The sequence below is a fragment of the Streptomyces sp. NPDC039462 genome (assembly GCF_055639375.1).
The window spans coordinates 703,874-727,466 of record NZ_JBVKAO010000001.1; the positions used below are offsets into that span (position 1 = coordinate 703,874).

Below are 23,593 nucleotides of genomic sequence, written 5' to 3' on the forward strand. Positions count from 1 at the left end.
CCGGCCGGCTCCGTGACCTGATCCGTCACCTGATACCGATGGTGCCCTGTGCCACTGACATCACGTACTGATGGTGCCCTGCGCCACCGACATCAGGAGTTCGAGGACGCGCCGGTCGTCGTCCGCGCCCGCCCGCTCCGCCGGGCTGCCGGGATACGTGTCCAGGAGTACGTCCGTCGCGCCAAGCTCCGCCAGCGTCTCCAGGTCGCCCCGGATCTGGTCGGCGCTGCCGTGGCCCAGCGGCCGCTCCGGAGTGTCCTGCCGCTCTCCGAGCCGGATCTGCAGGCGGGGCACCAGGTCCGGCGCGGGGCGGCCCGCGGCCTCCGCCTCCGCCGCGATGCGGGGCAGCGCCTCGGCCAGCAGCGGCAGGGTCGGCATGAACGGATGCCAGCCCTCGCCCAGGCGGGCCGCGCGGCGCTGCGCCGCGGGGGAGTTGCCGCCGACCCAGACGGGGAGGCAGGGGCTGGTCGCGGGGGAGGGCGCGGTGCGGACACCGTCGTACGACACGTACGTGCCGTGGAAGGACGTCGGGTCCTCGCGCCACGCGGCGCGGATCGCGGTCAGGTACTCGTCGGTGATCGCGCCGCGCTCGCGGAAGGGCACGCCGAGCGTCTCGTACTCGGCGGCGGACCAGCCGACACCGGCGCCGAGGATGAATCCTGCGGCGTTCAGCCGGTCGATGTTCGCGGCGAGGCGCGCCGTCTGGAGCGGGTGCCGGTAGGGGATCACGGTGATCGTCGTGCCGAGCCGTAGCCCCGGCACGCGCCCCGCGAGATGTGCGGCGAGCACGAACTGGTCGTAGAACGGCGCCGGATAGACCTCGTGGACATCGGGGGTCACCGCGATGTGGTCGGAGATCATCGCGAACTCGAAGCCGAGTTCACGGGCGTCGGTCGCCTGCCGCACGAGCGAGTCGGGGGTGGTGCCGGAGCCGAAGTTGAGGAGATTCACGCCGTATCGCATGACCGCAGTCTTGATGATCATCAACGCGTCTGTCGAATGCCGCGACGGCGGATCACGCGGTGGGGCAGGTCACTTCAGCAGTTGGGGGCGGAGGTTCCAGCTCGCCACCACGTGCCGCCGGTGCTCCGTGCTCAGTCGGCTCACGGTGCCGGTGGCGAGCAGGAACATCGAGCCGCCGGACGCCGGCAGGCCCAGGCGGCGGGCCGTGAGGACGCGCAGGAAGTGGCTGTGGGCGAAGAGGACGACGCTGCCCTCGTTGTCGGCGAGGGCCGCGTCCACCTTGGCCAGCATGCGGTCGGCCCGCTCGCCCACCTGCTCCGGGCTCTCGCCGGGATGCTCCGGCGGGCCGGGCGCGACCCCGTCCGTGAAGAGGTACCAGTCCGGCCGGGTGCGGTGGATCTCGACGGTCGTGACGCCTTCGTACGCGCCGTACTCCCACTCGCTCAGGTCCGGGTCCACCCGGGCGGAGCCGAAACCGGCCAGTTCCGCCGTCTCCCGCGAGCGCTGCCGCGGGCTGGTGAACGCCGCCCCGATCCGGAACCTGCTGATGAGGGGGGCCAGCGAGCGGGCCTGCTCCCTGCCGTTGTCCGTCAGGGGGATGTCCGTCCAGCTGGTGTGCTGTCCCGAGAGGGACCACTCCGTCTCGCCGTGCCGGACGAGGAGCAGATCACCCATGATCGCGCCGTTCCTGTTCTCCCGGTGGTGGCGGGCCGTCCGGCACCGCCACCACCGAGCCTGCCACGCCGCCCGGACCCCGCGCCCGGCGGGACCCGGCAAGCGGGGCACTACATGCCCTGCGGCACTACAAGCCCCAGGGCACTACACGCCCTGCGGCACCCGGGCGGGCCGCCCCGAGCCGCGCGTCAGCGCGTAACCGCCGACGCCCGCGAGCGCCGCGAGGACGCCGCCGGCCGCCGTCCACAGCCAGCGCGAGGACCACCAGCCGCCCGACCAGCCGTCCTCCGGCTCCACGGCGGCGGTCTGCCGCTCGTCCGAGCCGTCCGCACCCGCGCCCGGAACCAGCGGCTCCGCGAGCGCGCCGTCCACCGCCTGCGCGCCGCCCGCGTCGGTCGTGGTGACCTTCGCCTCGGCCCGCACCGGCAGCCCCAGGTCGTCCGCCTTGAGGTCGGTGACCGTGAGCCGCAGGTAGTAGGTGCCCGGCAGCGGATCGTTCGCCCACTCCTCCGACCAGGACCTGACGGTACGCAGCGTGCAGGACAGCGACACCGACGCGACGTCCTGAGCGGCCGTCTTCGTGGGCGTGCCGAGCCGGCAGGCCTGGCGGCGCCGCAGCCCGTCGTACACGTCGACCTGCCAGGTGGACGCGGCGTGCCGGGCCGCGGCCTCGGGCAGCTTCACCGTCGCGTGCACGGTGGCGCGCTGCCCGGTGTCCACGGGGAACGCCCAGTACAGGTAGTCACCCGTGGACGCCTCCGCAGTGGCCCGCTGGTCGGGCCGGATCGCGGTCGCGGTACGGAAGGACGTGCCCGCCTCCGTCACCTCGGCGGACTTCTCGTCGTCCGCGGCCGCCATGCCCGCGGCGCCGGTGAGGGCGAGCAGGGCGGCACCGGCCACGGCGGCGAAGCGCCGCGCCACACGTGTCGTACGCATCAGTTGGTCCTCCAGACCGCGAAGCGCCAGCGCGAGAGCCAGCCCCAGACCAGACCGGCCAGGAAGCCGACGAGGACGAGCACACCGAGCAGCCACCAGCCGTGGCCGAGCCCGAAGGAGGCGACGTCCGACGCCTCGTCGGGGGAGTCCACCAGGTCCACGGCGAGCTCGACGGGGAGCCCGGGGGTCGTCTTCACGGACGCGGGCGCGGAGAACGAGTTGCTGACGCGCAGACAGACGGTCTCGGGGGAGCCCTCGTCGTCCTCGTCGTCCGCCTCGGGCCTCGGGTGGCGCAGGCCCGTCGAGATCACGTCGGTGCGGCCGTCGCCGGACTCCTGGCCGCGCACGATCTCGCGGCCCCGCGGCGTCTCGGCGCGCAGCAGCACGCCGTAGTCCTTGTTGACGGCCCGGTCGGCGGCCACGCTCACGGAGGCGCGCAGTTCCTTGCCCGCCGGGACCTCCACGCGGTACCAGCGGTGCTCGCCGAACTTCTCACGGTCGGTGTAGAGGCCCGACTTCAGCTCGGGCGCCTCGGTGCACTGCTCGGCACCCTTCACCGCCACGGGCGTGACGACCGGATCGGCCGCCCGGTCCACCAACTGCTTGACCCGGCCCGCGAGTTCGTCGGTGTGCCGGATCGACGTGTACGTGCCGCCGGTGGCCTCCGCGATGCAGCTCAGCTGGTCGCGGGTCTTGGCGTCGGGCACCAGGCCGAGCGTGTCGATGGTGAGGTGGATGCCCTTGGCGGAGATCTCGCGGGCGACCACGCACGGGTCGAGCGGCTGGCAGGTGTCCTCGCCGTCGGAGATCAGCACGATGCGGCGGCTGCGCTCGGCGTCGTCGTCCTTCGTCAGGTCGTCGGCGGCCTTGAGCAGCGTCGGTCCTATCGGGGTCCAGCCGGTCGGCGCGAGCGTGGCCACGGCGGTCTTCGCGTCGGTGCGGCCCGCCTTGTCGAGCTGCTCCACGGGGTAGAGCAGCTCGGTGTCCTTGCAGCCCGTCTTCCGGTCGTCGCCGCGGTAGTTGGCGCCGAGGGTGCGGATGCCGAGCGCCACCTCGTCCGGGGTCGCGTCCAGGACCTCGTTGAACGCCTGCTTCGCGGCGGCCATCCGGGACTTGCCGTCGATGTCGCGGGCCCGCATCGAGCCGCTGACGTCGAGGACCAGCTCGACCTTGGGGGCGGGCTGTGCCGGTTCGTCGTCGTCATCGGCGGCGGCGGGGCCTGCCGTGACGAGCCCGGCGGTCAGGGCGGCGAGCAGGGCCATGACCCAGGCCGCCGGCCGTTGTCTTGTGATCATCGCCGGATACTATTGATCTTCGGCTCGCATCCCCAAAACGGCGTCGGAACGGGACGCTGTGCAGGTCAGCGCCTGAGCTCCCGGCCCCCGAACGCCCCGGTCCCGTCCGCCTGCTTCCACCAGGCCTCCATCGCCGTCTGGTCCATGGCCCGCCAGTTTGGTGTCCCCTGGACGAGCGCCCCGCCGAGCCGCCGCCCGAGGTCGACCATCGATCGGCCAGAGACGGTGCGGTCCGCGTCGTACGCGGCGAGGGCGTCCGCCCAGGTGTCCGCCGACGTGAGGGCGGCCTCCAGGACCGTCGCGTCCTGCAGCGCCTTGACCGCGCCCGCGCCGGTGTGCGGCCGGGCCACCGCCGCCGCGTCGCCGACCAGCAGGACGCGGTCCGCCGTGCAGCGCGGCGCGGTGAAGTCGTACATGGGCTGGAGGAAGAGCTCGTCGGGCGCCGTCTCCCGCAGCAGCGCGCCCCAGTAGGGCGGCAGGAGCTCGTCCGCCACGTATCCGAGGTGGGCGGCGAGTGCCTCCGTGAGGCCGCCGGGTGGCAGGCTCGTGGGGCCGGTGAGGCGCAGGTCGAGGCCGAGCCCGAGGTCGAGTCCGGGCGGTGGGGCGGTGTACAGGACCCAGTTGACGCGGTGGCCGCCCGCGCCTTCAGGAATGCGGTAGATGATCACGTGGCCGCCGGGGAAGACGGCGTACACGCAGTCGTCGTCGGCCCACAGCTGCGGATCGCTCAGCCGTTCCTCGGGGAAGGCGCCGCGCCAGGCGAGATACCCCGCGTACGCGGGACGTACGTCACCGAAGCGGGCGGCGCGGACCGTGGAGCGGTAACCGTCGGCGCCGATGACGAGGTCGTGCCGCTCCGCGCCGCCCACGTCGGTGGTCACTTCCACGCGCCCGTCGTCGCCGGGACGCACCGCACGGACCGTCGCACCCACGCGGAAGTCCACACTCCGGGGGATACGCCCCCGCAACTCACGCCAGAGAGGCCCCCAGTTGTACGTCCGGAAGGGGAACGGCATCACGGCGATCTCCCGCCCCAGCGGGGACGCGGCCGCGTCGTCCCGCACGTACCAGCGCCGCCGCACGAGCTGCACCCACGGCATGCGCGCGTCCAGGTACCCCGCGGACTCCAGCTCCGCATAACGGGAGTCGTGCACGGCGAGCCCCACGCCGCGGTCCGCCAGATCTCCCGCGGCGCGCTCGTACACGGTGATCTCGTCGGCACCACCGCGGTGCGCGGCCAGCGCCGCGGCGCACCCACCGATGCTGCCGCCCACGACGGCGACGCTGCCTCCACGCATCATCCCGCCATCCTGGCAGCCCCGGTGACCCGCTGTCAGCGCAGCGACACCCCACGCCCGGCGAAGAACGGCTCGAACTCGCCGACGGCCATGTCGGCGGCACGGGTCCGCGCGTCGACGCCCGACGGATTGTGGAAGTGCAACAGCCCGTCGGCCGTACGCCGGGTGAGCAACACCAGGTGACCGCCCCTGCCGGGCGAGGGGCGATGCGGGCGCCGGATCTCATAGTGCACGGAGGCGACGACCTGCCGCCCTTCGTCAAGGAGGACGCCGATCTCCTCGACGGAGAGGTGCCGGTGCACCTGGGCGTCGAGGCTGAACTCGGCGCGGGCGTACTCGGCGAACGGGGCGTAGATCATGCCCTTGATGACCCCGTCCGCCTCGGTGTACGCGCCGTACTTCAGCGCGCCGTCGCGCAACGCGAAGAGGGGCGGGGCGTCGGCGCCGAGCGCCATGCGGAAGCACGTCAGGCCGCACAGATGGCCGCACCAGCGCGCGTAGTCCTCGACGGTCGCCGCGCCCGAGGTGCGCCAGGCCGGGTCGGCGGCGCGGTCGAAGTCCTCGTACACGATGGGCGCGACGAGTTCGGGCGAGGCGAACTGCGTGTGGACGGGCTGTCCGCAGGCGGTGCAGGACGACACGGTGCTCCCGGGGCGAGTCACTGGCGGTAACCGCTCAAGAAGCGGCCGATGCGGCTGATTGCCGCGTCGAGGTCGTCAGCGTAGGGGAGGGTGAGGATGCGGAAGTGGTCGGGGCGGGGCCAGTTGAAGCCTGTGCCCTGGACGACCTGGATCTTCTCCTGGAGGAGGAGGTCGAGGACGAACTTCTCGTCGTCGTGGATCGGGTGGACCTTCGGGTCCAGGCGCGGAAACGCGTACAGGGCGCCCTTCGGCTTCACGCAGGAGACGCCCGGGATCTCGTTCAGCTTCTCCCACGCCTTGTCCCGCTGCTCGTGCAACCGCCCGCCGGGCAGCGTGAGTTCGCGGATGGACTGGCGGCCGCCGAGCGCCGCCTGGATGGCGTACTGGGCGGGGGCGTTCGGGCACAGCCGCATGGAGGCGAGCATCGTCAGGCCCTCCAGGTAGTTCTTCGCGTGCTGCTGCGGCCCCGTGACGACCAGCCAGCCGGAGCGGAACCCCGCCACCCGGTACGTCTTGGACAGGCCGCAGAAGGTGAGGACCACGAGGTCGGGCGCGAGGGCCGCCACGCTGTGGTGCACCGCGTCGTCGTACAGGATCTGGTCATAGATCTCGTCGGCGAAGACCATCAGGCCGTGCCGGCGCGCCAGGTCGAGGATGCCCTCCAGGATCTCCTTCGGATAGACCGCGCCCGTGGGGTTGTTGGGGTTGATGATCACGACGGCCTTGGTCCGGTCCGTGATCTTCGAGGCCATGTCGTCGAGATCGGGGTACCAGTCGGCGGACTCGTCGCACACATAGTGGACGGCCTTTCCTCCGGAGAGGGTCGTCACGGCGGTCCACAGAGGGAAGTCGGGCGCCGGGATGAGGACTTCGTCGCCGTCCTCAAGGAGGGCCTGTACGGCCATGGTGACCAGCTCGGACACGCCGTTGCCGAGAAAGACGTCGTCTACGGAGACCTCGTCCAGGCCGAGCGCCTGGTAGCGCTGGGCGACCGCGCGCCGGGCGGAGAGGATGCCCCGCGAGTCCGTGTAGCCATGCGCCTTGGGGAGCATCCGGATCATGTCCTGGACGATCTCCTCGGGCGCCTCGAAGCCGAAGAGCGCGGGGTTGCCGGTGTTGAGGCGCAGCACGCTGTGGCCCGCCTCCTCCAGCGCGTTGGCGTGCTCGATGACGGGTCCCCGGATCTCGTAACAGACCTCGCTGAGCTTGCTCGACTGCCGGAACTCCATGCGGTGCGCCTCCCGTGACGTGTGTTACTTGGTTTTACCAAGTCCCCGCTTGGAAAGTCCAACAACTTGCATAGACTGCGTCGCATGCCACCTCGCCGAAGCTACGACCAGTACTGCGCGGCAGCCCGGGCGCTGGACGCCGTGGGCGACCGCTGGACCCTGCTGATCGTCAGGGAACTGCTGGTCGGTCCCCGCCGCTACACCGACCTCCACGCCGACCTGCCGGGCGTCAGCACGGACGTACTGGCCTCGCGTCTGAAGGACATGGAGCAGCGGGGTCTCGCGACACGCCGCAGGCTGCCCGCGCCCTCGGCGGCGTACGTCTATGAACTGACGGGCAGCGGGCGCGCGTTGCTGCCGGTCCTGGAGGCGCTCGCCGCGTGGGGCGCCCCCGCCCTGGAGGAGCGCAGGCCCACGGACGCGGTGCGCGCGCACTGGTTCGCGCTGCCGCTGCTGAGGCATCTCGCGGCGGCCGGTGCGGGGGCGGGCGCCGAGGGCACGGTGGAGGTGCGGCTCGACGAGGGCTGCTTCCACGTCCGTCTGGCCGCCGGCGAGCAGAGCCACGGCGGGCAGACCTATGGCGGGCAGACCTACGGCGACGGGCCCGCGCCGGACGGGGCCGACGCCATCCTCACCCTGGACGCCGGCGCCTGCGTGGCCGTGAGCCGCGGCGAACTCACCCTCGGGCAGGGCGTCCGGGACGGGCGGATCGAGGTCACCGGCGACTCGGTCCTCGCGAAGGCGCTGCGCGAGGCGTGACGGTGCTGCGCGAGGCGTGACGGCGCGCGCAGCCGCCGCCCGCCCAACCTGCCGCCGCTCAGCCGCTCAACGTACCGACTGAACTCCCGGCCGACCCGCGGCAGTCTGCGCGGCGGCGAGTTCCCGCGCGGTCGCCATGTCGCTGAACGGAAGCAGCTCCCCGCGGACCGTCTGATGCGGCTCGCTTCCCTTGCCGGCGATGAGGACCGTGTCCAGGGGGCCCGCCGACGAGAGGGCGAAGGCGATGGCCTCGCGCCGGTCGGCGAGCCGCTCGAACGGGGTCCCGGTCGCCGTGAGGGCGGGGACGATCTGGTCCAGGATCGCCTCCGGGTCCTCGTCGCGCGGGTTGTCGGAGGTCACGACGCAGAGGTCGGAGTGGGCCCCGGCGATGCTCCCCATGTCCGCACGCTTCGTGGTGTCCCGGTCGCCGCCGCAGCCGAAGACGGTGATCACGCGGCCGCGCGCGTAGCCGCGGATGGTGGTCAGGACCTTGTCCAGGGAGTCGGGGGAGTGGGCGTAGTCCACGATCACGGAGGTCCCCTCCGGCGTCTCGAAGCGTTCGAACCTGCCGGGCACGGGCGGCAGTTGGGCCAGCGCGGCGACGAGGGCGTCCAGATCGTGCCCCAGCACGTGGCAGGAGGCGAGCGTCGCGAGGGCGTTGGCCACGGAGTACCGGCCGGGGAAGGGGATCGATGCGGGACGGGCACGGCCCCCGTGCCACAGGGTGAACCGCGTGCCCGACGCGCTCACGACCAGGTCCGTCGCCCGGTAGTCCGCAGGACCGTCGAGCGCGTACGTGGTCACCGCGCCCGGCATCATCGCACCGATCCCGGCGCCCACGGGGTCGTCGGCGTTGACCACCGCGTGCCGGCACAGGCCTTGGAAGAGCCGGAGTTTAGCGTCCCGGTAGTCGGCCATCGTGCCGTGGTCGTCCAGGTGGTCCTGCGTCAGGTTGGTGAAGACGCCGACGTCGATGAAGGTGCGGTCCACCCGGTGTGTCAGCAGCGCCATGGAGGTGGCCTCCAGGACCACACTGCCGGTCGCCCGGTCGCGCATGTGGCCGAGCAGGTACTGCAGGTCGGGCGATTCCGGGGTGGTGAGCACGGACCGCGGCATCGGTATCTGCTCGTCGCCCATCCGGCTGCCGGCCGTCCCGATGACGCCCACCTTCGCCCCGGAGGAGAGCCGCAGGGCGGACTCGACCATGTACGAGACGGACGTCTTGCCGTTGGTGCCGGTGATCGCCACCACGTCCATGTGCCGCCCCGGCTCCCCGAAGTACCGCGAGGCCACGACCGCGGCCGCCCGCCGGGTGTCCGCCACCCGCACGACACACCCGCCCCCGGACGCGGGCACCACCGGCAGCGTCGGATCCGCCCCTTCCACGATGACGGCCACGGCTCCACGGGCGAACGCGGCGCCCACCGCGCTCGGCCCGCCCTCCTGGTGCCCGGGCACGGCGACGAACACGGCACCGGGCCCGACCCGGTCGACGTCCAAGGTCACCCCCGCGGTGACCGCGACGGTACCCGGCTCGCCCCGGAGTACGTGGTGGTCGTGTCCGGCCAGCAACTCGTTCAGCTTCACGATGATCCATTCGAAGTGGCGCGGACCCGGTCGTGCGGTCGCGGCCGGGCGGCAGCGCCGGCGGGAGCCGGGAAGCTGTGGTGGTGACGTGGAGCGGGGCGGACACCGCCCGGAGAGAGCCGGGCGCGGTGGCGGCGGCGGCAACGATGGCTGCGGCGGCCGCGGCGAGTCGGCGCGAGAGTCGCTAGCCGTGCTCGCGGGTTCGAGGTGCCCTCGTGCACCTCGTGCACCTCGTGGAACCCATGTGACCCATGCGGCCGAGTGTACGCCCGGGCGTGTCGTTCGGTTACCGGGCCGGGACGGAGACGCCAAGCCGGCCGGCGACGGTGGTGAGGGCCGCGCCGAGGGGCAGCGCGACCCGGGTGACGGCGTGCTGGTCGCCGCGGGTCGGGTCCTGGTTGACGATCAGCACCGGCTTGCCGCTCTGGGCGGCCTGGCGGACGAACCGGAGCCCCGACATCACCGTCAGGGAGGAGCCGAGGACCAGCAGCGAGGTCGCGCCGCGGACCAGCTCGCGGCAGTGCTCGACCCGCTCCGGCGGCACGGCCTCGCCGAAGAACACGACGTCCGGCTTGAGGACGCCACCGCAGACTCCGCACGGTACGACGCGGAAGTCCCCGACCTGCTCGTCGCTGAGGTCGGCGTCACCGTCCGGATTGATGCCTGCGGCCACCGGCTCGAACCCGGGATTGGCCTCCTCCAGCCGCCGGGCCAGCTCACGCCGCGGAGTGAAGGCGCCGCAGGAGAGGCAGACGACCCGGTCCAGGCTGCCGTGGAGCTCCACGACGCCTTCGCTGCCGGCGCCCTGGTGCAGCCCGTCGACGTTCTGGGTGATCACACCGGACAGCAGGCCGTGCCGCCCGAACGCGGCGACGGCCCGGTGCCCCGCGTTGGGCCGTGCGCGCCCGAAGAGCCGCCAGCCGAGGTGACTGCGCGCCCAGTACCGGCGCCGGGCCCGGGCGTCGGCGGTGAACTCCTGGTAGGTCATCGGGGTGTGCCTGCTGAGGCTGCCGCCCTCGCCCCGGTAGTCCGGAATCCCCGACTCCGTCGAGATCCCCGCCCCACTGAGCACCAACACGCCACCGGCCTCCAGCGCACCGGCGACCGGCCCCAGACCCGTGGTGGCCGGCGGCAGATCCTCGGGAGGACTCCAGCTCAGAGTGGGACGCATCCGCATGCGGCCAGGGTACGCAAGGGACTCCCGAGCCACAGCGCCCACTCGGCCCGAAGCGGCGTCCCCGAGGGCCGCGGTCGTACCGGCGTCCCCGAGGGCCGTGACCGTACCGGCGTCCCCGAGGACCGCGGCCGAAGCGGTGGCACCGAGGACCTGGCTGGACCGGCGTCCCCGAGGACCGTGGCTGAAGCGGCGGCGCCGAGGGCCGTGGCCGTACCGGGGTCCCCGAGGACCGTGGCCGTACCGGCGGCGCCGAGGACCGTGGCCGAGATGTCACCGAGGATCACGGCCGTACCGGCGTCACCGAGCACCGGGGACGAACCACCGTTGCCCCGGGTCCGCCGCCGTGCAGGCGGCCAACCGCAGCCGGGGCCGCGGCCGCAGCAGATCGTCCTGGGTCAGACAGCCCCCGCCGGTGCGCAACTGCCCCCACCGCGTGACCGCCCACCGGGCCGATCCGCCGGTGCAGGGCGCAAGCACGACCGTCCCGCCCCGGACGCCCGCACAGCGACGGCCGCCCCCGCCCCCGCCCCCGCCCCCGGTCCGCAGGTCCCCCTCCACCAGCCGCCACACCTGATGGACCGTGCCGGCGCAGGGCGCGGTGCGGACGTCGCCCCGGTCCGCGGTCAGGCAGAGCTCGGACGCGGTGAAGCCGGCGGCCGTGGAGCCGATCCAGGAGACGACGGTGCCGGGCCGTGGATCGGGCGCCCGGCGCGCGTAACGGCGTTCGAGCCATCGCACGTACCGCCCCGCCGCTCTTCTGGTGGGTGCGCAGTAGGACCCGGGGCAGTCGCTCACCCGCCTCTCGTCATGGATGTAGTAGTGCTCGAATACGGCGGTCTTCCGGGCGGTCAGGACAGCACCGAGATTGGGCGGACGCAACGCGCTTCCGTACCCCTCGTACGCCGTCAGGCGAGGCGTGCTCCCCGCCGGGCGCGCCCGCAGGGTCGCCAGGCGGAGATACCGGCCGGTGACCGCGTGATCGCTGTGGTCGGCCCACTCCTTGCCGGACGACTTCAGCGCGGTGTTGGCGAAGTCCAGCGTGCGCACCTCGCAGGGCCGGAACCGCTCGATGAGGGCGGCCAAGGTGCTGATCAGAGCCGGTTCCGTGTAGCGGGCGGACCCGTCCACCGCGGCGAGCGAGCGGATTCGCGACTGGAAGAGTGCGAGCAGGCTCCGGTGCCGCGCCGCCTCTCTGCTCCAGCCGCCGTCGGGCAGCCGCAGAAAGACGAGCCGGATGTCAGGCCGCAGCGGTCCGTTGTCCAGACGGACGCTGTGCAGCGTCCGCCCGCCGGCCCGCACGGGTGAGACTTTCCAGGGGCTGGGCGCCCCGGGCTTCATCGGCCGGCCGGCGAGAGCGCTGTACGCCTGCTGTACGCCCATCTCGCGGCGTTGGACATACCCGCCCGCCCACTCAAGATGGGCGTCACCCGCGGTCACGTACACGACGCGGAGGCAATTCCCTCGGTCGAAGTCCTCGGCGATCGCCGGATTGATGAACAACAGGTCGTCGTCCTGATGCGCCACCCCGACCAGCGTCGTGTCACGGCACTTCGCCCCGCCGGGCCACTGGGGCGGCGCGGGCCCGGTGGACGCCAGGGTGGCGAGGCAGAGGAGCAGGAGCGGAATCAGCTGGTGTGCGCGAATGATGGGGAACCGTTCCGGGGGGCCGGTCCGTGGCTACGAGACCCTCTCGTGCTGTCCCGAGCCGCGGCGGCTCGCCGGCAGCCGTGCTGCCACGACCGTGGCCGTGCGGGCGAGCGGAGTGGTCATGATGCCGGCCACGCTCGTGCGGCCGGCGGTGTGCGCGTCGAGACGGTGCCATGCCGTGGGGAGGCGGGTCAGGACCCTGTGGACGAGGGCCGGGTCGCGGGCGACAGCGGCCGCTGTACATCGCGTAGGTGTTGACGTCTGGGCGTACACGCATGAGGGGGTTCTCCTTCACCAACGATGAAGAGGGGGACCTGCGCGACAAGACCGGAACTGAAACTTGCGGGCAAGGGCTATTTCGGCATGGGCCGGGAGGTGTGCCAAGGGCGTGCGGACTGCGAGTGGTGGCACGTCGGGGGAGCGCCGACTCATATACGCACCGGGATCAGCCGGTTGGGCGGGCGCTCAACGGATCTTCGACGGGGCGGGAGTCCTTTCGGGTTTTATGTGTGGTGGCCGGTGGCCGGTGGCCGGTGCCCGCCCTCCGCACGAGGTGCGGAGGGCGGGTTCACGCGGAGACCGTCAGTCGCCGGTCACTGTCGGCCGGTCCGGCTCAATAGGCGTAGCTGGACTGGCTGTTGCCCGCCGTCACACGGGTGAACGGGTTCGCCTGCTCCGCCTCCTGCGGGAAGACGGTGACGAACTGGTCGTTGTCCTTGAGGTCGTGGGTGAGGGCGTCACCGCTGCCGAGCTGGCCGTGGTTGTTCAGCCCCCAGCCGATGATGTCGTTGCTGGTGCCGCCACCGGCAGAGCGCACGGCGAGACCGTAGCCGCGTCCCGCCGAGATCGCCCGCACCGAAGGCAGCTCGATGGCCTCGTGCGCGCTCGTCCGGTTCGTCTTCGTCCCGTCGGCGAGCTGCCCGTTCTCGTTGTTGCCCCAGCCGTACACCTTGTCGTCGGAGTAGAGGGCGTAGGCGTGGTCGTAGCCGGCGGCGATGTCCCGGACCATCGGGCCCGTGCCCTGGGTCGCGTCCGTTCCCGTGCCGGTCCCGGTGTCCGTTCCGCCCGGCTGCTCGGCCGAGCCCGACTGTCCGCCCTGGCTCGCAGGCAGGCCCTGGACCTGAACCGGCTTGTTGCTGAACTCCACGGCGCCGGCGTCCTTGTTGATGCCGATCTGGCCCTTGGAGTTGTCGCCCCAGGCCCAGACGGTGCCGTCGGACTTCACGGCGAGGCTGTACTCGCACCCGGCTGCGATCTTGACCACGTCGGTGAGTCCCGGTACTTCGACCGGGGTGTTGTGGTTCTCGTTCGTCTCGTCGGACTCGCCGGTACCGGTGCCGAGTTGGCCCTTGTCGTTGAGTCCCCAGGTCTGCACGGTGTTCTTGTCGGTGAGGAGCATGCTGTGATTGCACCCGGCCGCGACCTGCTTGCCGCCGTGCATGCTCTGGACCAGCTGGGGAACCGATCGGTCCTCGTTGGTGTGGTCGCCGACCTGGCCCTTGTCGTTGAGGCCCCATGCGTAAACCCCGTCGGCCTTACCGGAGTTCACGCGGAGAGCGAGCGCGTGCTGGCCGCCCGCCGCCACATCGACGATGCCGTTGAGCTTCGGCACCTTGCCCGGCGCGGCGTTGTGGTCGGGGTCCGTCGGCCCGGTGCCGAGCTGGCCCTTGTCGTTCTGGCCCCACGTCCAGACGGACCCGTCGTTGCGCAGGGCGACGCCGAATCCCCAGCCGTCGCTCGCTCCGCCGCCGGCCGCGACCTCGAACACGTCCTGCTTGGGCAGGGAGGGAACCGGGGCCGGGGCGTAGCGGTCGGGTGACGTCGAATTGCCCAGCTGCCCACCGGAGTTGGCGCCCCACGCGTACACCAGCGGGTCGTGTCCCTCGGCGGGGAGAGCCGGGGCCGCTGCCGCTCCCAGAGCGGTCGCGGTGGCTATGACGGTCAGGGCAGCGCGCAGGCGCAGCCCACGGGTCTTTGCGTTCATGGGAGTTCCATTCGTTCGGGCACCACGGCATAGGCGTGGCACCGCAGTTGGAGGACAAACCACTCGAGTCGTGGCGTCCAGCAACATGCTTGCCGCGTTCGAACCGCTTTTCGGCCTGCGAAAGCCAGAGTTCACGCCTTTGGGGGGTCGCCCCGAAACCCTGGCTTCGCCAAGGCCCCGCCACTTACGGCCAGTCGGCCTCATGCTGCGCCCAACTGGCGCACCTCATCGCCCAGGTCGAATGGCGGGGACGGCCGAGCTGTCGGAGTGTGAGAGCGGCGGCCCCCACCGTGGTGTGGCTCAGAGGCCGCCGACTCCCCCCGAACTCCGAAGGAGAACCATGCGTGTTGCCGTTGTGTGCCGTGCCCTGTTCGCGGCTGGAATGGTCACAGTGGCGGGTGCCTCCGCCCTGTCCCTGGGGCTGACGCCGGCCGCCGCCGTGCCCACGGCCGTGGCCGCCGAGGCCGTGGTGGCCAAGGCGGACGAACCGCCGCCCGCGAAGTTCAGCCCCGCCCCCGCGCCCGACACCCAGACCGCGCCCCCGCCCGCCGAGGCGCCGAAGCCCAAGCCGCCGGAGGTCGACAAGAAGTCACCCGTCCCCTCACCGCCGGACACCGACCCCTGCTCACCCGGTGGCATCAACGGCATTCCGTCGAGCAGCGCCTGCTCGGACGTCGGGAAGAACAAGCAGGCGAAGGACAAGTGCCAGGTGGAGAACTTCCACACGTGCAACCGGCCCATCACGGGCGAGGCCCAGGACGCGCAGAAGAAGGACCAGGACGCCTACGTCCAGGAGCAGGCGGACTTCGGGAACGTCTCGCGGTCCGCGGCGCCCGCCGACGGAGTGACGCAGCAGTGCCACGCCACCTCCGGCATGCGCGACCGGCTCTCCGACGACCAGGTCATCGTGCCGCAGTCGTCCTGGTGGGCCTGTTGAACACCCGGACAACCCAGCCCCCGCTCCCCCCACTTCGTCCAAGGAGACCTTCATGCCACGACGCACCACGACCTACTGCCTGTCCGCGCTGCTCGGCAGCTCCCTCGTGCTGAGCACCCTGCCCGGGGCCGCGTTCGCCGCGGAGGAGGTGGGCGCGCGGATCGAGAACCCGGACCTCGCCAGCCCCACCGTGTCCGCAGGAACCGCCCAGAAGGGGGCGCCGAACAAATGGGACGGCAAGAACACCCAGCTGTTCTCGGCGAGCCGGGCGGGCCACGGCGGCGGACTGCAGGCGGCCGCGCTCAGCGACGGCTCGGCCGGCACGCTCAGCACCCGCCTGTGGCGCGTCCAGAAGGGCTCCACGGTCACCGTGACGTGGGACGACAGCCCCAGTCCACTCACGAACTGCGGCACGGACGACCCGACGAAGGGCCAGGGGTACCGGGTGTCCGCCGCCGGTGCGGGCAACTCCGAGCAGACCGTCACCACGGAGACCACCGAGTCGGGCAAGGCCCACTGGCACGAGGGACGCTCGTACTCCTTCACGGCCGGGGAGAACAATCCGCGGATCAGCTGGACCTACCAGAAGGCGTCCGCCTGCGGCCCGCTCGTCACGCGCTTCCGGGCCACGCAGGATCCGGCACCGGTGCCGTACGACCTCAAGAAGGCGCGGCTGCCCATGCCTGAGGCGTACCAGGGCCGCGAGCCGGTCGAACCCCGCATCGTGATCCAGGACTGCCTCGGGGGCCCGAGGACCTGTCACTTCGAGAAGGACGACCGCTACTCCTACCGGTACTACGACCGGCCGCGCATGGTCGGCCAGGCGTACATCAACTGCACCCGCAACGCCATCACCGACCAGCGTCCGGTCAACTGGGAGGAGCTGCCGTACGACAACGTCACGCAGTACTTCTCGCAGCGCAAGAACGACGAGCAGAAGCCGCAACAGCAGCCGCCTGGACCGCAGGGCCTGCAGCAGCAACAGCAGTCGGCTCCGCAGCAACCCCAGACGGATGTCCGCAAGGGGTACGAGAACATCGCCACCCAGATCGCGGCCGGCTTCACCCGCGCCGACGGCAATCCGCTGGAGATGGGTACGAACAACCCGCTGCTCTACGGACGCAAGGAACAGCGGACGGCGTCCGTCACGGTCCAGCCGGGCGAGGTGAGCTGGATCGAGGTGCAGGCGGCCCGGGAGCGGATCGCCGGCACGCTGATCCACGACAGCAAGAACGAGCGGATGGACGTCTTCGCCGACCTGCCGTCCGGCTCCTTCGGCGACCGCTTCTACCAGCGCACCGGCCCGATGAGCAAGGTCGAGCTGGCCCGCTGCGGCGACGCCCGTGACAACGCCCGCACCCCGGACAACAGCGTCGGCGCTCCCACCCTGCGCAAGGTCCCCCACCTGGTGCCGGCCGGTGAGGCGCCCAGGGGCATCACGGCCCGCACCGTCCCCCTGGCCGTCGACGAATCGCCCGCCCGGGACTGACGACACCGCGCGCGTCATCTCCTGATCACTCGGGAAATCAGCAACGAAAGGACACAGTCATGGTTCACACCGCGCGTCCCTCCCAGCATCGCCGAGCGGCGACCCGCCGCATGCTCGTTCTGGTCCCCGTCCTGTCCGCCCTCTCCCTGACCGCCGCCTTTCCCTCCGCGGCGGCCCCCCAGGGCGACAAGACCGGTGACTACGGCATCGAGAAGATGCCGAAGGCCCGGGCGTTCGACGGGAAGAAGCCCTTGAAGTCGGTGCACGAGGTGACCTCCTTGTGCGGCCACACCAAGCGGTACACCTGCTCGTTCAAGCTGGACCCCCAGCGCAAGCGCGAGTTCACCAGCGCCGTCTACTCGGTGTCCAACGGCGCCATCAACTGCACCAACGCGGACATGTCCATCAAGCGCACGGTCAAGCTGGAGACCTCCAGCTCCGACAACATCGGCGGCGAGGTCTCCGGCAGCGCCACCATCGAGGGCACAGCCTGGACCGACAACGAGGTCAGCGGCTCGACCACCGGCGAAGTCCAGGCACAGCAGACCCTCCAGGACGCCACCACGGGCAGCGCCACCACGACGAACACGAGCAAGAGCAGTGAGACCAACCACTCGGCGCCCAAGGACAAGGGCCCCAACCAGGACTCCACGTCGGAAAGTACGGCGTCCACGAGCGCCACGGTGTCGAACACGCTGACCGGTACGGCCCAGATGACCGAGAAGGTCAGCACGACCGCGGCGTTCAAGAGCCTCATCCACCTCGCCCTGCGCGGCGCGTTCACCGCCGCGTTCAAGGGGACCTGGAGCCACACCTGGAGCATGACCAACTCCGAGGAGACCGAGGTCACGTTCACCTTGAAGCCCAACGACGAGATCCAGTTCGGCGCGCTCAACTCCATGTCCCGGGTCGTCGGCGACCTGCACGTCGACGGCAGCGGCAAGCTGGTCAAGGACATCGCGGTGGACGGCCCGTCGACCACGAACTCCTCCACCGTGGTGGCGCAGACCTACACCAACCCCGACAAGTGCCAGAGCGTGCGCCCGTCCGGTGCCACCGCGAAGCAGCCGGACGACAACGGCGGGGGCCAGAAAGCGACGCCGCGGGCCGGCGCCGACCAGCGGCGGCTCACCGGGACCTACCGGCTGGAGAAGGGAGGCACCTGGCGGAAGGTCGGCTGACGCGGGACCCGCACGGGCGGCCCGAGCCGTCGGCTCGCCGGCCGCCCGTGCACGGAATTCCCCGGTAGCGCGGCGCATCGGCATCGTTAAACTGGTCCGGACGCCGCTTCCATTCCGACGCACGCCCTTTGTGCTCTCGTGCCGCGGGGGCCGCATATTCCCGAGGAGGGAAGGTGCAGGCATGGGTTCGTCCGCTGAGTCCCCTGGTGCTGCTGTTCTGTCTTGTGCTGGGTGGATGCGGCAGAGAGGGAAGTGTTCCAGGAAGCGTCGGAGCGCTTACGGGTAGCGATCCGGGCCTCGAGTACCCGGTCGGTACGTCCCGCGTCCTCGCGAAGAAGACCATAACCATTGGTGTGAAGTCCGACCACCCTTTCATGGGATTCGAGGATCCGGTGACGGGGCAACGTTCGGGTTTCGACGTGGAGATCGCGAAAATGGTGGCGGCTTATCTGGGATTCGGGCCGAGCGAGATCGAGTGGAAAACGGTGGCTCCGCAGGTGCGGGAGATCTCGATATCCAAGGGAGACGTCGACCTGTACGTGGGCGCCTACACGATAAACAGCGAAAGGAAGAAGCAGGTCTCCTTCGCGGGCCCCTACTATCTCGGCGGGCAGGATCTCCTGGTCGACAAGGAAAACCGGAGTATCCGGGGACCAGAGGAGCTGCGCGGAAAGAAGGTCTGCACGGTGACCGGATCCACTCCGTACCAGCGGATCAGGCAGCCGGAGTACGGGGCGACCGTCGTGTCCCACGACAGCTACGCGCACTGCGTACAGGACCTCGTCATGGACGTGGTCGACGCCGTCACCGCGGACGACACGATCCTGAAGGGTTATGCGGCGCAGAACGAGGGCCGTCTGCGGGTCATCGGCCGGCCCTTCTCCGAGGAGTTCTACGGCGTGGGCCTGGCGCGGCAGGACGCGGCCCTGCGCGACGCCGTCAACGACGCACTGGAACACCACGTCCGCAGCGGCGACTGGCTCCGGGCGTACCGCGCCACCCTCGGCCGCTCCGGCGTTCCTGCGCCGACACCGCCGCCGGTGCAGCGGTACTGACCGCGAGGGCCGTCAGCCGACGGCATCCCGCCGGGCCGCTCACCGTCACGGCCCCCGTCCGCCTGGAGGCGTCCTTGGACGTGCTGACCGACAACGCCGACCTGTTCTGGCAGGGCTTCATGGGCACGGTCCGACTGATGTGCCTGAGCACGCTGCTCGCGCTGGCCCTCGGAATCCTGCTCGTCTCCCTCCGCATCAGCCCGGTGCCGCTGTGCCGCGGACTCGGCGCGACGGTGGTGACGGTGCTCTGCAACACCCCGCTCACCGTCCTCTTCTTCGGAGTGACGCTCGGACTGCCCATGCTGGGGCTGACCGGGGCGAGCTACTTCACACTGGCCGTGCTGGTCATGGGCAGTTACGCCTCGGCGTTCGTGTGCGAGGCGCTGCGCTCGGGCGTCAACACCGTGGAGACCGGGCAGGCCGAAGCGGCACGGAGCCTCGGCATGTCCACGATGCAGGCGGCGGTGCTCGTCGTCTTCCCCCAGGCCGGGCGGGCGGCGGTGCCTCCGTTGGGCAACGTCGTGATCACTCTGGTAAAGAACTCCGCGCTCGCCGGCGGCTTCAGTGTCTACGAGCTGTTCAGCACCGAGAAGACCCTGGTGGAGCGGGGGTATGCGGTGGCGGCCGTCTTCTTGTGGGTGACCGTCGCCTACCTGCTGCTGATCTCGGTGATCAGTACCGGCTTCCGCCTGCTGGAGCGCCGCCTGGCGGTGCCGCGATGACATCCGCGCTGTTCGAGACCCCGGGCCCGCGCGCCCGCCGCCGCCACTTCTGGTACGCGGTCCTCGTGGCGTCGGTGACCGGCGGCGGGATCTGCTGGGTGCTCCTCCGGTTCGCGGACGCCGGGCAGTTCGACGCGCGGATGTGGGAAGCGTTCGGGTATCGCGGGGTGCAGCTGCGCATCCTCACCGGCGTGGTGGACACCTTCAAGGCGTTCGTCCTGGCGGTGGTGCTCTCCCTGCTGCTTGGGCTCCTGTTCGCGGCAGGGCGGCTCTCGGCGCACCGGTTCCTGCGCCGGCCGGCCGGGGCACTGGTGGAGTTCTTCCGCGCGGTGCCGGTGATCATCACGGTTTTCGCCCTGTACGCCACCGACCTGCTGCGCACCTGCGTCACGGCCGTCGCGGACCTGCTGCGCAACGGCCTGGGGGCCCCGGGCGAATGGCTCGCAGTGAATTTCGCGAGCCCCACGCTGTGGGCCCTGGTCATCGGTATCGCCCTGTACAACGGGGCGGCACAGGCGGAGATCCTGAGGGCTGGGGTCGGCGCCGTGCCCAAGGGGCAGTTCGAGGCCGCATACGCGCTGGGGATGCGCAAGACACAGGTGATGACGGTGGTGGCCCTGCCGCAGGCGGTCCGGACCATGCTGCCGAGCGTAATCAGCCAAATGGTGGTGACACTGAAGGACACTTCCCTCGGCTTCTTCATCATGTACGAGGAACTTCTCTATGCCGGAAAACTCCTGGCGCAGAACACGGCGACTCCTTCCGGCTACCCCTATCTGCCCGTTCTGTGTGTAGTCGGTTCGCTGTACATCATCACGTGTCTCCTTCTTTCTTATGTGGCCCGCCGTATTGCGGCAGGCCATATGTTGACCATGACCGGAATGGTACGGAATCGACGGGCGCGGTCGCGCGGTAGTTTCCCCGAAGAAGGTGACGGGAAGTGAAAACTTAGCCGCAGACGGAGGGGATCGGCATGACCGAATCTGTCGAATTGGTGGAAGATCTCTACCCCACGCGTGTCGAGACCGAATCGGTGCCTTTTCGGCGTCACCATCCGGTGGTGTGGGGCGACGGGTCACCGGGCCCGCTGGCCGCCGATGAAGTGGCGGGCTACGACCGGGACGGATTCCTCGCGTTCGGCGCGCTGCTCGACTCCGCCGAAGTGCGGGAGTGCCGGGAGGAAATACAGCGCATGGCCTCGGACCCCGCACTGCGGTCCTCGGGGCGAGTGGCTCCCGAACCGGACTCCGACGAGATCCGTTCCCTCTTCGAGGTGCACCGGCTCAGCGAGGTCTTCAGGCGCGTGGTGCAGTCGGGCCGCCTGGCCGACCGGGCCCGGCAGATCCTCGGTTCGGACGTCTACGTCCACCAGAGCAGGGTCAACTACAAAGCGGCCTTCGACGGCTCGAAGTTCGGCTGGCACTCGGACTTCGAGACCTGGCACTCCGAGGACGGCATGCCCGCACCCCGTGCGCTGAGCTTCTCCGTCTCCCTGACGGACAACCTGCCGTTCAACGGCCCGCTCATGATCATTCCTGGTTCCCAGTGGACCTTCGTGCCCTCGGTGGGCCGCACTCCTCCCGGCTATCACAAGCTTTCGCTGCTGGGGAAGAACCTCCCGGCCGGGCCGGCCGACCGCACCGCCGTGACGGCCCTGGCCGAGCGGCACGGTATCCGCCAGTTCACCGGACCGGCCGGTTCTGCCGTCATGTTCGACTGCAACTGTCTGCACGCCTCCGGAGGAAACGTTTCCCCCTTTCCCCGGACGAACCTCTTCGTCGTCTACAACAGCGTCGACAACGCACTGACCAAGCCGTACGCGGCGTCGGAAGTACGCCCGGGATACCTCGCCGAACGAGACATCACACCGGTGCCCCGGTCCGCAGACCGGCCGCGTCGATGAGCCGGGCCACTTCGAGCGTGGTGTAGCCGCGCTCGAAGTGCCGCGGCTCGGACAGCATCAGGGAGACGAGGTCCAGCAGCAACCGCGCGTACTCCTCACCCGTCCCCGGCCAGGCGCCCGCGTCGAGCATCCAGGGCGCGCTGTCCGCCGTCGCCTCCGCCCTGCCCGCACGGATCAGCGATTTGGAGAGCTTGGCGCCGGACGTCGAGAGCACCACCGGTGTGAACAGGCGCACCGGCAGCACCGCCCCTGGACAACACAGGAACGCCTCGTCGAGCAGGCGGCACCCAGCCGCCCAGTCGGCTCCCTTGACCACCACGGCAAGTGCGTCCTCCCGCGCCGCGACCCGCTCTTTGAGGAGGTTGCGGTGGAGCGTGCCCGAGCTGATGTACGCCCCGTCCGTCCCCTCGTCGTCGGCCCGCACCCGCACCGTGTACCCGCCGTGGTCCAGACAGACCGCCGCGAGCTCCGCGCGGTCCGTCCCCACGGTGAGCAGTTCGGTGGCCTCGCCCTGCTTCTGCGCCCAGCCGCACCGCGGGCACGGAGGGCTCATCGGCACCTTGCCGTGCGACGGCGCGAGCACCCACCGCAGGACGTCCATCCGCAGCAGCGAGTCGAGGAACTCCTGCCGGAAGTCCCGCCGGCCCTGCTGCCGGGTGTAGGTCTCGATCTCGTAGGGGACGCCCGTGGCCGCGGACAGGGCGTCGAAGAAGCCGCCGTAATAGGTCCGGGTCAGTTCGTCGACCCGCTCGCTGCCCAGGGCGTGGTGATAGGAGCGCTCGTAGAGAGTTCCGGTCCGCGGGCACCGGCGTGTCTCGCAGGCGGAGTTGTCCAGGGCGCCGAACCGCAAGGCCACCTCGACACCGAACCTGTCCCGGGCCACCTGCGCGAGCAGGAAGGCGGAGGCCTGCATGACGCTGGTGCCCAGGTGCGGGGCGCCGTTTATCTGGACACCGGCATACAAGGACACCCGCTCGTGCCCGGTCGCGAGCAGCCGTGGACGGATGAAGTCGACGCTGTGTTCGACGGCGCCGGTGGTGACGCTGACGGGTGAGACGGGCACGACCCGAGTGGTGTCCATGAACGGCCTTTCTGCTTGATGGGACGTGCTGCCCTCCGGACAGGGCCGGGCGGAGGTCACCAGTGACGACGGACGGCCGGCTGCGGCAGGTCGACGACGCGCAGAGGCCCCGCCCACCCCGGCGAAGTCCACTCGTCCAGGGCTTCCAGGCGGGTGGTGCGGGAGCGGGCGGCCGTACGCAGAAGATCCATCAGTCCCTCACCGGTCAGCCGGCCCGGCCGGGCGCCGTCCCCGGTGGCCCTGCGGCAGGCCAGGCCGACGATGAAATAGGCCAGGGGATACGGCCCCGAGCGCCAGACCACCGCCTCGCCCCGCTCCTCCAGGCGAAACACCTGATCGGGATGGTCCCGGGTGAAGTCCCCGAAAGGCAGTGGGCACAACGTGACGGCATGCATCGAGAAACCCGCCGCTTCCAGCATCCCGACCGCCTTACGGGGACTGGAGTAGCTGCCGATGGTGATCCCCAGGCCGTCTGCCAGCGCACGGCCGTGCGTGATGACCGCGGGGATCAGCTTGAGACCGTCCGTTCCCCCGCCGACGGACCGGCGCAGGGCGTCGGCTTCCGGGGTGAGCGGGACGTAGGGCGGATTGCTGGTGACGACGACGGGGGAACGGGACGGGACGGGGACGGTGGCCAGCAGCTCGGCGGGGGACAGTGCGGTGAAGTCACCGTGCGAGAACGTGACGGGACGGTCGTCGTCGATCGAGGCGTAGTGCTTGCGCGCCCAGGCCACGGTGTCCTCTCCCGAGTCGATGCCGTGGACGCGGGCCGCTCCCGCGCGGGCCATGGCCGCAGCGGCGGCACCGCTGCCGGACCCGAGGTCGAGGACGAGGCAGCCCTCACGTATGAGGTCCTGCACCACCCAGACACCCATCTCGGTGTCGGCAGGTTCGAAGAAGACCTGTGACGACGAGGGCGGGTCCAGGTCACGTGGGGTCAGATGCCGGTAGGCGGTGACACGGGTCGGCTGCACGGGAGGACCTCGATCCGTGTGAAGGGGGACGGGGTGAGAGGGAGGGGCGAACGGGGCGGT

The 23,593-nt window shown here is 70.9% G+C and carries 22 protein-coding genes; 8 read left to right on the forward strand and 14 right to left on the reverse strand.

The features are described from left to right. Positions 1 to 60: 60 nt before the first annotated feature. The 7 genes from ACZ7LU_RS02860 to ACZ7LU_RS02890 form a co-directional block, all read right to left on the reverse strand. A complete protein-coding gene (locus tag ACZ7LU_RS02860; protein ID WP_471915473.1) occupies positions 61 to 984 on the reverse strand; it encodes a TIGR03619 family F420-dependent LLM class oxidoreductase in 924 nt (307 codons plus the stop codon). Positions 985 to 1,032: 48 nt separating this feature from the next. Continuing rightward, positions 1,033 to 1,638, reverse strand: coding sequence for a histidine phosphatase family protein (locus ACZ7LU_RS02865; protein WP_468085495.1), 606 nt, complete (start codon positions 1,636 to 1,638; stop codon positions 1,033 to 1,035). Positions 1,639 to 1,782: 144 nt separating this feature from the next. Further along, positions 1,783 to 2,574, reverse strand: coding sequence for a hypothetical protein (locus ACZ7LU_RS02870; protein ID WP_471915474.1), 792 nt, complete (start codon positions 2,572 to 2,574; stop codon positions 1,783 to 1,785). Then, positions 2,574 to 3,869 carry a VWA domain-containing protein gene (locus tag ACZ7LU_RS02875; RefSeq protein WP_470982403.1) on the reverse strand — a complete coding sequence of 432 codons (1,296 nt, stop codon included), beginning with the start codon at positions 3,867 to 3,869 and terminating at the stop codon, positions 2,574 to 2,576. Before ACZ7LU_RS02875 ends, ACZ7LU_RS02870 begins: the two co-directional genes overlap by 1 nt. Positions 3,870 to 3,934: 65 nt before the next feature. Then, positions 3,935 to 5,167: an FAD-dependent monooxygenase gene (locus ACZ7LU_RS02880; RefSeq protein WP_471916463.1), complete on the reverse strand. Its 1,233-nt coding sequence runs from the start codon at positions 5,165 to 5,167 to the stop codon at positions 3,935 to 3,937. Between the two features lie 35 nt (positions 5,168 to 5,202). Beyond that, positions 5,203 to 5,808, reverse strand: a complete 606-nt coding sequence (locus tag ACZ7LU_RS02885; protein ID WP_471915475.1) for a peptidase — start codon at positions 5,806 to 5,808, stop codon at positions 5,203 to 5,205. 17 nt (positions 5,809 to 5,825) lie between these two features. After that, on the reverse strand, positions 5,826 to 7,037 hold the full coding sequence (locus ACZ7LU_RS02890; RefSeq protein ID WP_398309288.1) for a pyridoxal phosphate-dependent aminotransferase: 1,212 nt from the start codon (positions 7,035 to 7,037) through the stop codon (positions 5,826 to 5,828). Positions 7,038 to 7,121: 84 nt separating this feature from the next. Here ACZ7LU_RS02890 and ACZ7LU_RS02895 point away from each other — a divergent pair, with 84 nt between their 5' ends. After that, the gene (locus ACZ7LU_RS02895) at positions 7,122 to 7,796 is read left to right on the forward strand and encodes a winged helix-turn-helix transcriptional regulator (RefSeq protein ID WP_471915476.1); all 675 of its coding nucleotides are present in this window, start codon (positions 7,122 to 7,124) and stop codon (positions 7,794 to 7,796) included. Between the two features lie 66 nt (positions 7,797 to 7,862). Here the strand turns inward: ACZ7LU_RS02895 and ACZ7LU_RS02900 are convergent, their stop codons facing one another. From ACZ7LU_RS02900 to ACZ7LU_RS02920, 5 genes are all read right to left on the reverse strand, one after another. Next, positions 7,863 to 9,383, reverse strand: coding sequence for a UDP-N-acetylmuramoyl-L-alanyl-D-glutamate--2,6-diaminopimelate ligase (locus tag ACZ7LU_RS02900; protein ID WP_471915477.1), 1,521 nt, complete (start codon positions 9,381 to 9,383; stop codon positions 7,863 to 7,865). A gap of 286 nt (positions 9,384 to 9,669) precedes the next feature. Next, positions 9,670 to 10,560, reverse strand: coding sequence for an NAD-dependent protein deacetylase (locus ACZ7LU_RS02905; RefSeq protein ID WP_471915478.1), 891 nt, complete (start codon positions 10,558 to 10,560; stop codon positions 9,670 to 9,672). A 297-nt stretch (positions 10,561 to 10,857) separates the two neighbouring features. After that, on the reverse strand, positions 10,858 to 12,084 hold the full coding sequence (locus ACZ7LU_RS02910; protein WP_471915479.1) for a hypothetical protein: 1,227 nt from the start codon (positions 12,082 to 12,084) through the stop codon (positions 10,858 to 10,860). Positions 12,085 to 12,237: 153 nt separating this feature from the next. Then, entirely contained in the window at positions 12,238 to 12,480 is a 243-nt protein-coding gene (locus tag ACZ7LU_RS02915; RefSeq protein ID WP_471915480.1) for a hypothetical protein, read from the reverse strand. A gap of 340 nt (positions 12,481 to 12,820) precedes the next feature. Then, entirely contained in the window at positions 12,821 to 14,191 is a 1,371-nt protein-coding gene (locus tag ACZ7LU_RS02920) for an RCC1 domain-containing protein (protein WP_471915481.1), read from the reverse strand. 340 nt (positions 14,192 to 14,531) lie between these two features. On the opposite strand from ACZ7LU_RS02920, the gene ACZ7LU_RS02925 reads away from it, so the two are divergent. The 7 genes from ACZ7LU_RS02925 (at position 14,532) to thpD (ending at position 21,478) form a co-directional block, all read left to right on the forward strand. Next, the gene (locus ACZ7LU_RS02925) at positions 14,532 to 15,128 is read left to right on the forward strand and encodes a hypothetical protein (RefSeq protein ID WP_471915482.1); all 597 of its coding nucleotides are present in this window, start codon (positions 14,532 to 14,534) and stop codon (positions 15,126 to 15,128) included. A 52-nt stretch (positions 15,129 to 15,180) separates the two neighbouring features. Beyond that, a complete protein-coding gene (locus ACZ7LU_RS02930; RefSeq protein ID WP_471915483.1) occupies positions 15,181 to 16,617 on the forward strand; it encodes a hypothetical protein in 1,437 nt (478 codons plus the stop codon). Between the two features lie 59 nt (positions 16,618 to 16,676). Further along, positions 16,677 to 17,798 (forward strand): hypothetical protein, encoded by a 1,122-nt coding sequence (locus ACZ7LU_RS02935; RefSeq protein ID WP_468085519.1) that lies wholly within the window; start codon positions 16,677 to 16,679, stop codon positions 17,796 to 17,798. 353 nt (positions 17,799 to 18,151) lie between these two features. Then, positions 18,152 to 18,853 (forward strand): glutamate ABC transporter substrate-binding protein, encoded by a 702-nt coding sequence (locus ACZ7LU_RS02940; protein ID WP_468561273.1) that lies wholly within the window; start codon positions 18,152 to 18,154, stop codon positions 18,851 to 18,853. A gap of 74 nt (positions 18,854 to 18,927) precedes the next feature. Then, positions 18,928 to 19,575 (forward strand): amino acid ABC transporter permease, encoded by a 648-nt coding sequence (locus ACZ7LU_RS02945; protein WP_398309259.1) that lies wholly within the window; start codon positions 18,928 to 18,930, stop codon positions 19,573 to 19,575. Next, the gene (locus ACZ7LU_RS02950; protein WP_471915484.1) at positions 19,572 to 20,519 is read left to right on the forward strand and encodes an amino acid ABC transporter permease; all 948 of its coding nucleotides are present in this window, start codon (positions 19,572 to 19,574) and stop codon (positions 20,517 to 20,519) included. Before ACZ7LU_RS02945 ends, ACZ7LU_RS02950 begins: the two co-directional genes overlap by 4 nt. Before the next feature lie 29 nt (positions 20,520 to 20,548). Next, the gene (thpD, locus tag ACZ7LU_RS02955; RefSeq protein WP_471915485.1) at positions 20,549 to 21,478 is read left to right on the forward strand and encodes an ectoine hydroxylase; all 930 of its coding nucleotides are present in this window, start codon (positions 20,549 to 20,551) and stop codon (positions 21,476 to 21,478) included. On the opposite strand, the gene ACZ7LU_RS02960 is transcribed toward thpD, so the two are convergent. Continuing rightward, positions 21,438 to 22,559 carry a hypothetical protein gene (locus ACZ7LU_RS02960; protein WP_471915486.1) on the reverse strand — a complete coding sequence of 374 codons (1,122 nt, stop codon included), beginning with the start codon at positions 22,557 to 22,559 and terminating at the stop codon, positions 21,438 to 21,440. The two genes, thpD and ACZ7LU_RS02960, sit on opposite strands and share 41 nt — an antisense overlap. Positions 22,560 to 22,615: 56 nt before the next feature. Further along, the gene (locus tag ACZ7LU_RS02965) at positions 22,616 to 23,533 is read right to left on the reverse strand and encodes a methyltransferase domain-containing protein (protein WP_471915487.1); all 918 of its coding nucleotides are present in this window, start codon (positions 23,531 to 23,533) and stop codon (positions 22,616 to 22,618) included. Positions 23,534 to 23,593: the final 60 nt, after the last annotated feature.

Excerpts from the sequence above, each read along its gene's own strand:
- thpD (WP_471915485.1), top strand. The coding sequence starts at position 20,549 with ATGACCGAATCTGTCGAATTGGTGGAAGATCTCTACCCCACGCGTGTC.
- ACZ7LU_RS02895 (WP_471915476.1), top strand. The coding sequence starts at position 7,122 with ATGCCACCTCGCCGAAGCTACGACCAGTACTGCGCGGCAGCCCGGGCG.
- ACZ7LU_RS02880 (WP_471916463.1), bottom strand. The coding sequence starts at position 5,167 with ATGCGTGGAGGCAGCGTCGCCGTCGTGGGCGGCAGCATCGGTGGGTGC.
- ACZ7LU_RS02865 (WP_468085495.1), bottom strand. The coding sequence starts at position 1,638 with ATGGGTGATCTGCTCCTCGTCCGGCACGGCGAGACGGAGTGGTCCCTC.
- ACZ7LU_RS02875 (WP_470982403.1), bottom strand. The coding sequence starts at position 3,869 with ATGATCACAAGACAACGGCCGGCGGCCTGGGTCATGGCCCTGCTCGCC.
- ACZ7LU_RS02920 (WP_471915481.1), bottom strand. The coding sequence starts at position 14,191 with ATGAACGCAAAGACCCGTGGGCTGCGCCTGCGCGCTGCCCTGACCGTC.
- ACZ7LU_RS02870 (WP_471915474.1), bottom strand. The coding sequence starts at position 2,574 with ATGCGTACGACACGTGTGGCGCGGCGCTTCGCCGCCGTGGCCGGTGCC.
- ACZ7LU_RS02935 (WP_468085519.1), top strand. The coding sequence starts at position 16,677 with ATGGTTCACACCGCGCGTCCCTCCCAGCATCGCCGAGCGGCGACCCGC.
- ACZ7LU_RS02925 (WP_471915482.1), top strand. The coding sequence starts at position 14,532 with ATGCGTGTTGCCGTTGTGTGCCGTGCCCTGTTCGCGGCTGGAATGGTC.
- ACZ7LU_RS02950 (WP_471915484.1), top strand. The coding sequence starts at position 19,572 with ATGACATCCGCGCTGTTCGAGACCCCGGGCCCGCGCGCCCGCCGCCGC.
- ACZ7LU_RS02905 (WP_471915478.1), bottom strand. The coding sequence starts at position 10,560 with ATGCGGATGCGTCCCACTCTGAGCTGGAGTCCTCCCGAGGATCTGCCG.
- ACZ7LU_RS02860 (WP_471915473.1), bottom strand. The coding sequence starts at position 984 with ATGATCATCAAGACTGCGGTCATGCGATACGGCGTGAATCTCCTCAAC.
- ACZ7LU_RS02890 (WP_398309288.1), bottom strand. The coding sequence starts at position 7,037 with ATGGAGTTCCGGCAGTCGAGCAAGCTCAGCGAGGTCTGTTACGAGATC.
- ACZ7LU_RS02960 (WP_471915486.1), bottom strand. The coding sequence starts at position 22,559 with ATGGACACCACTCGGGTCGTGCCCGTCTCACCCGTCAGCGTCACCACC.
- ACZ7LU_RS02930 (WP_471915483.1), top strand. The coding sequence starts at position 15,181 with ATGCCACGACGCACCACGACCTACTGCCTGTCCGCGCTGCTCGGCAGC.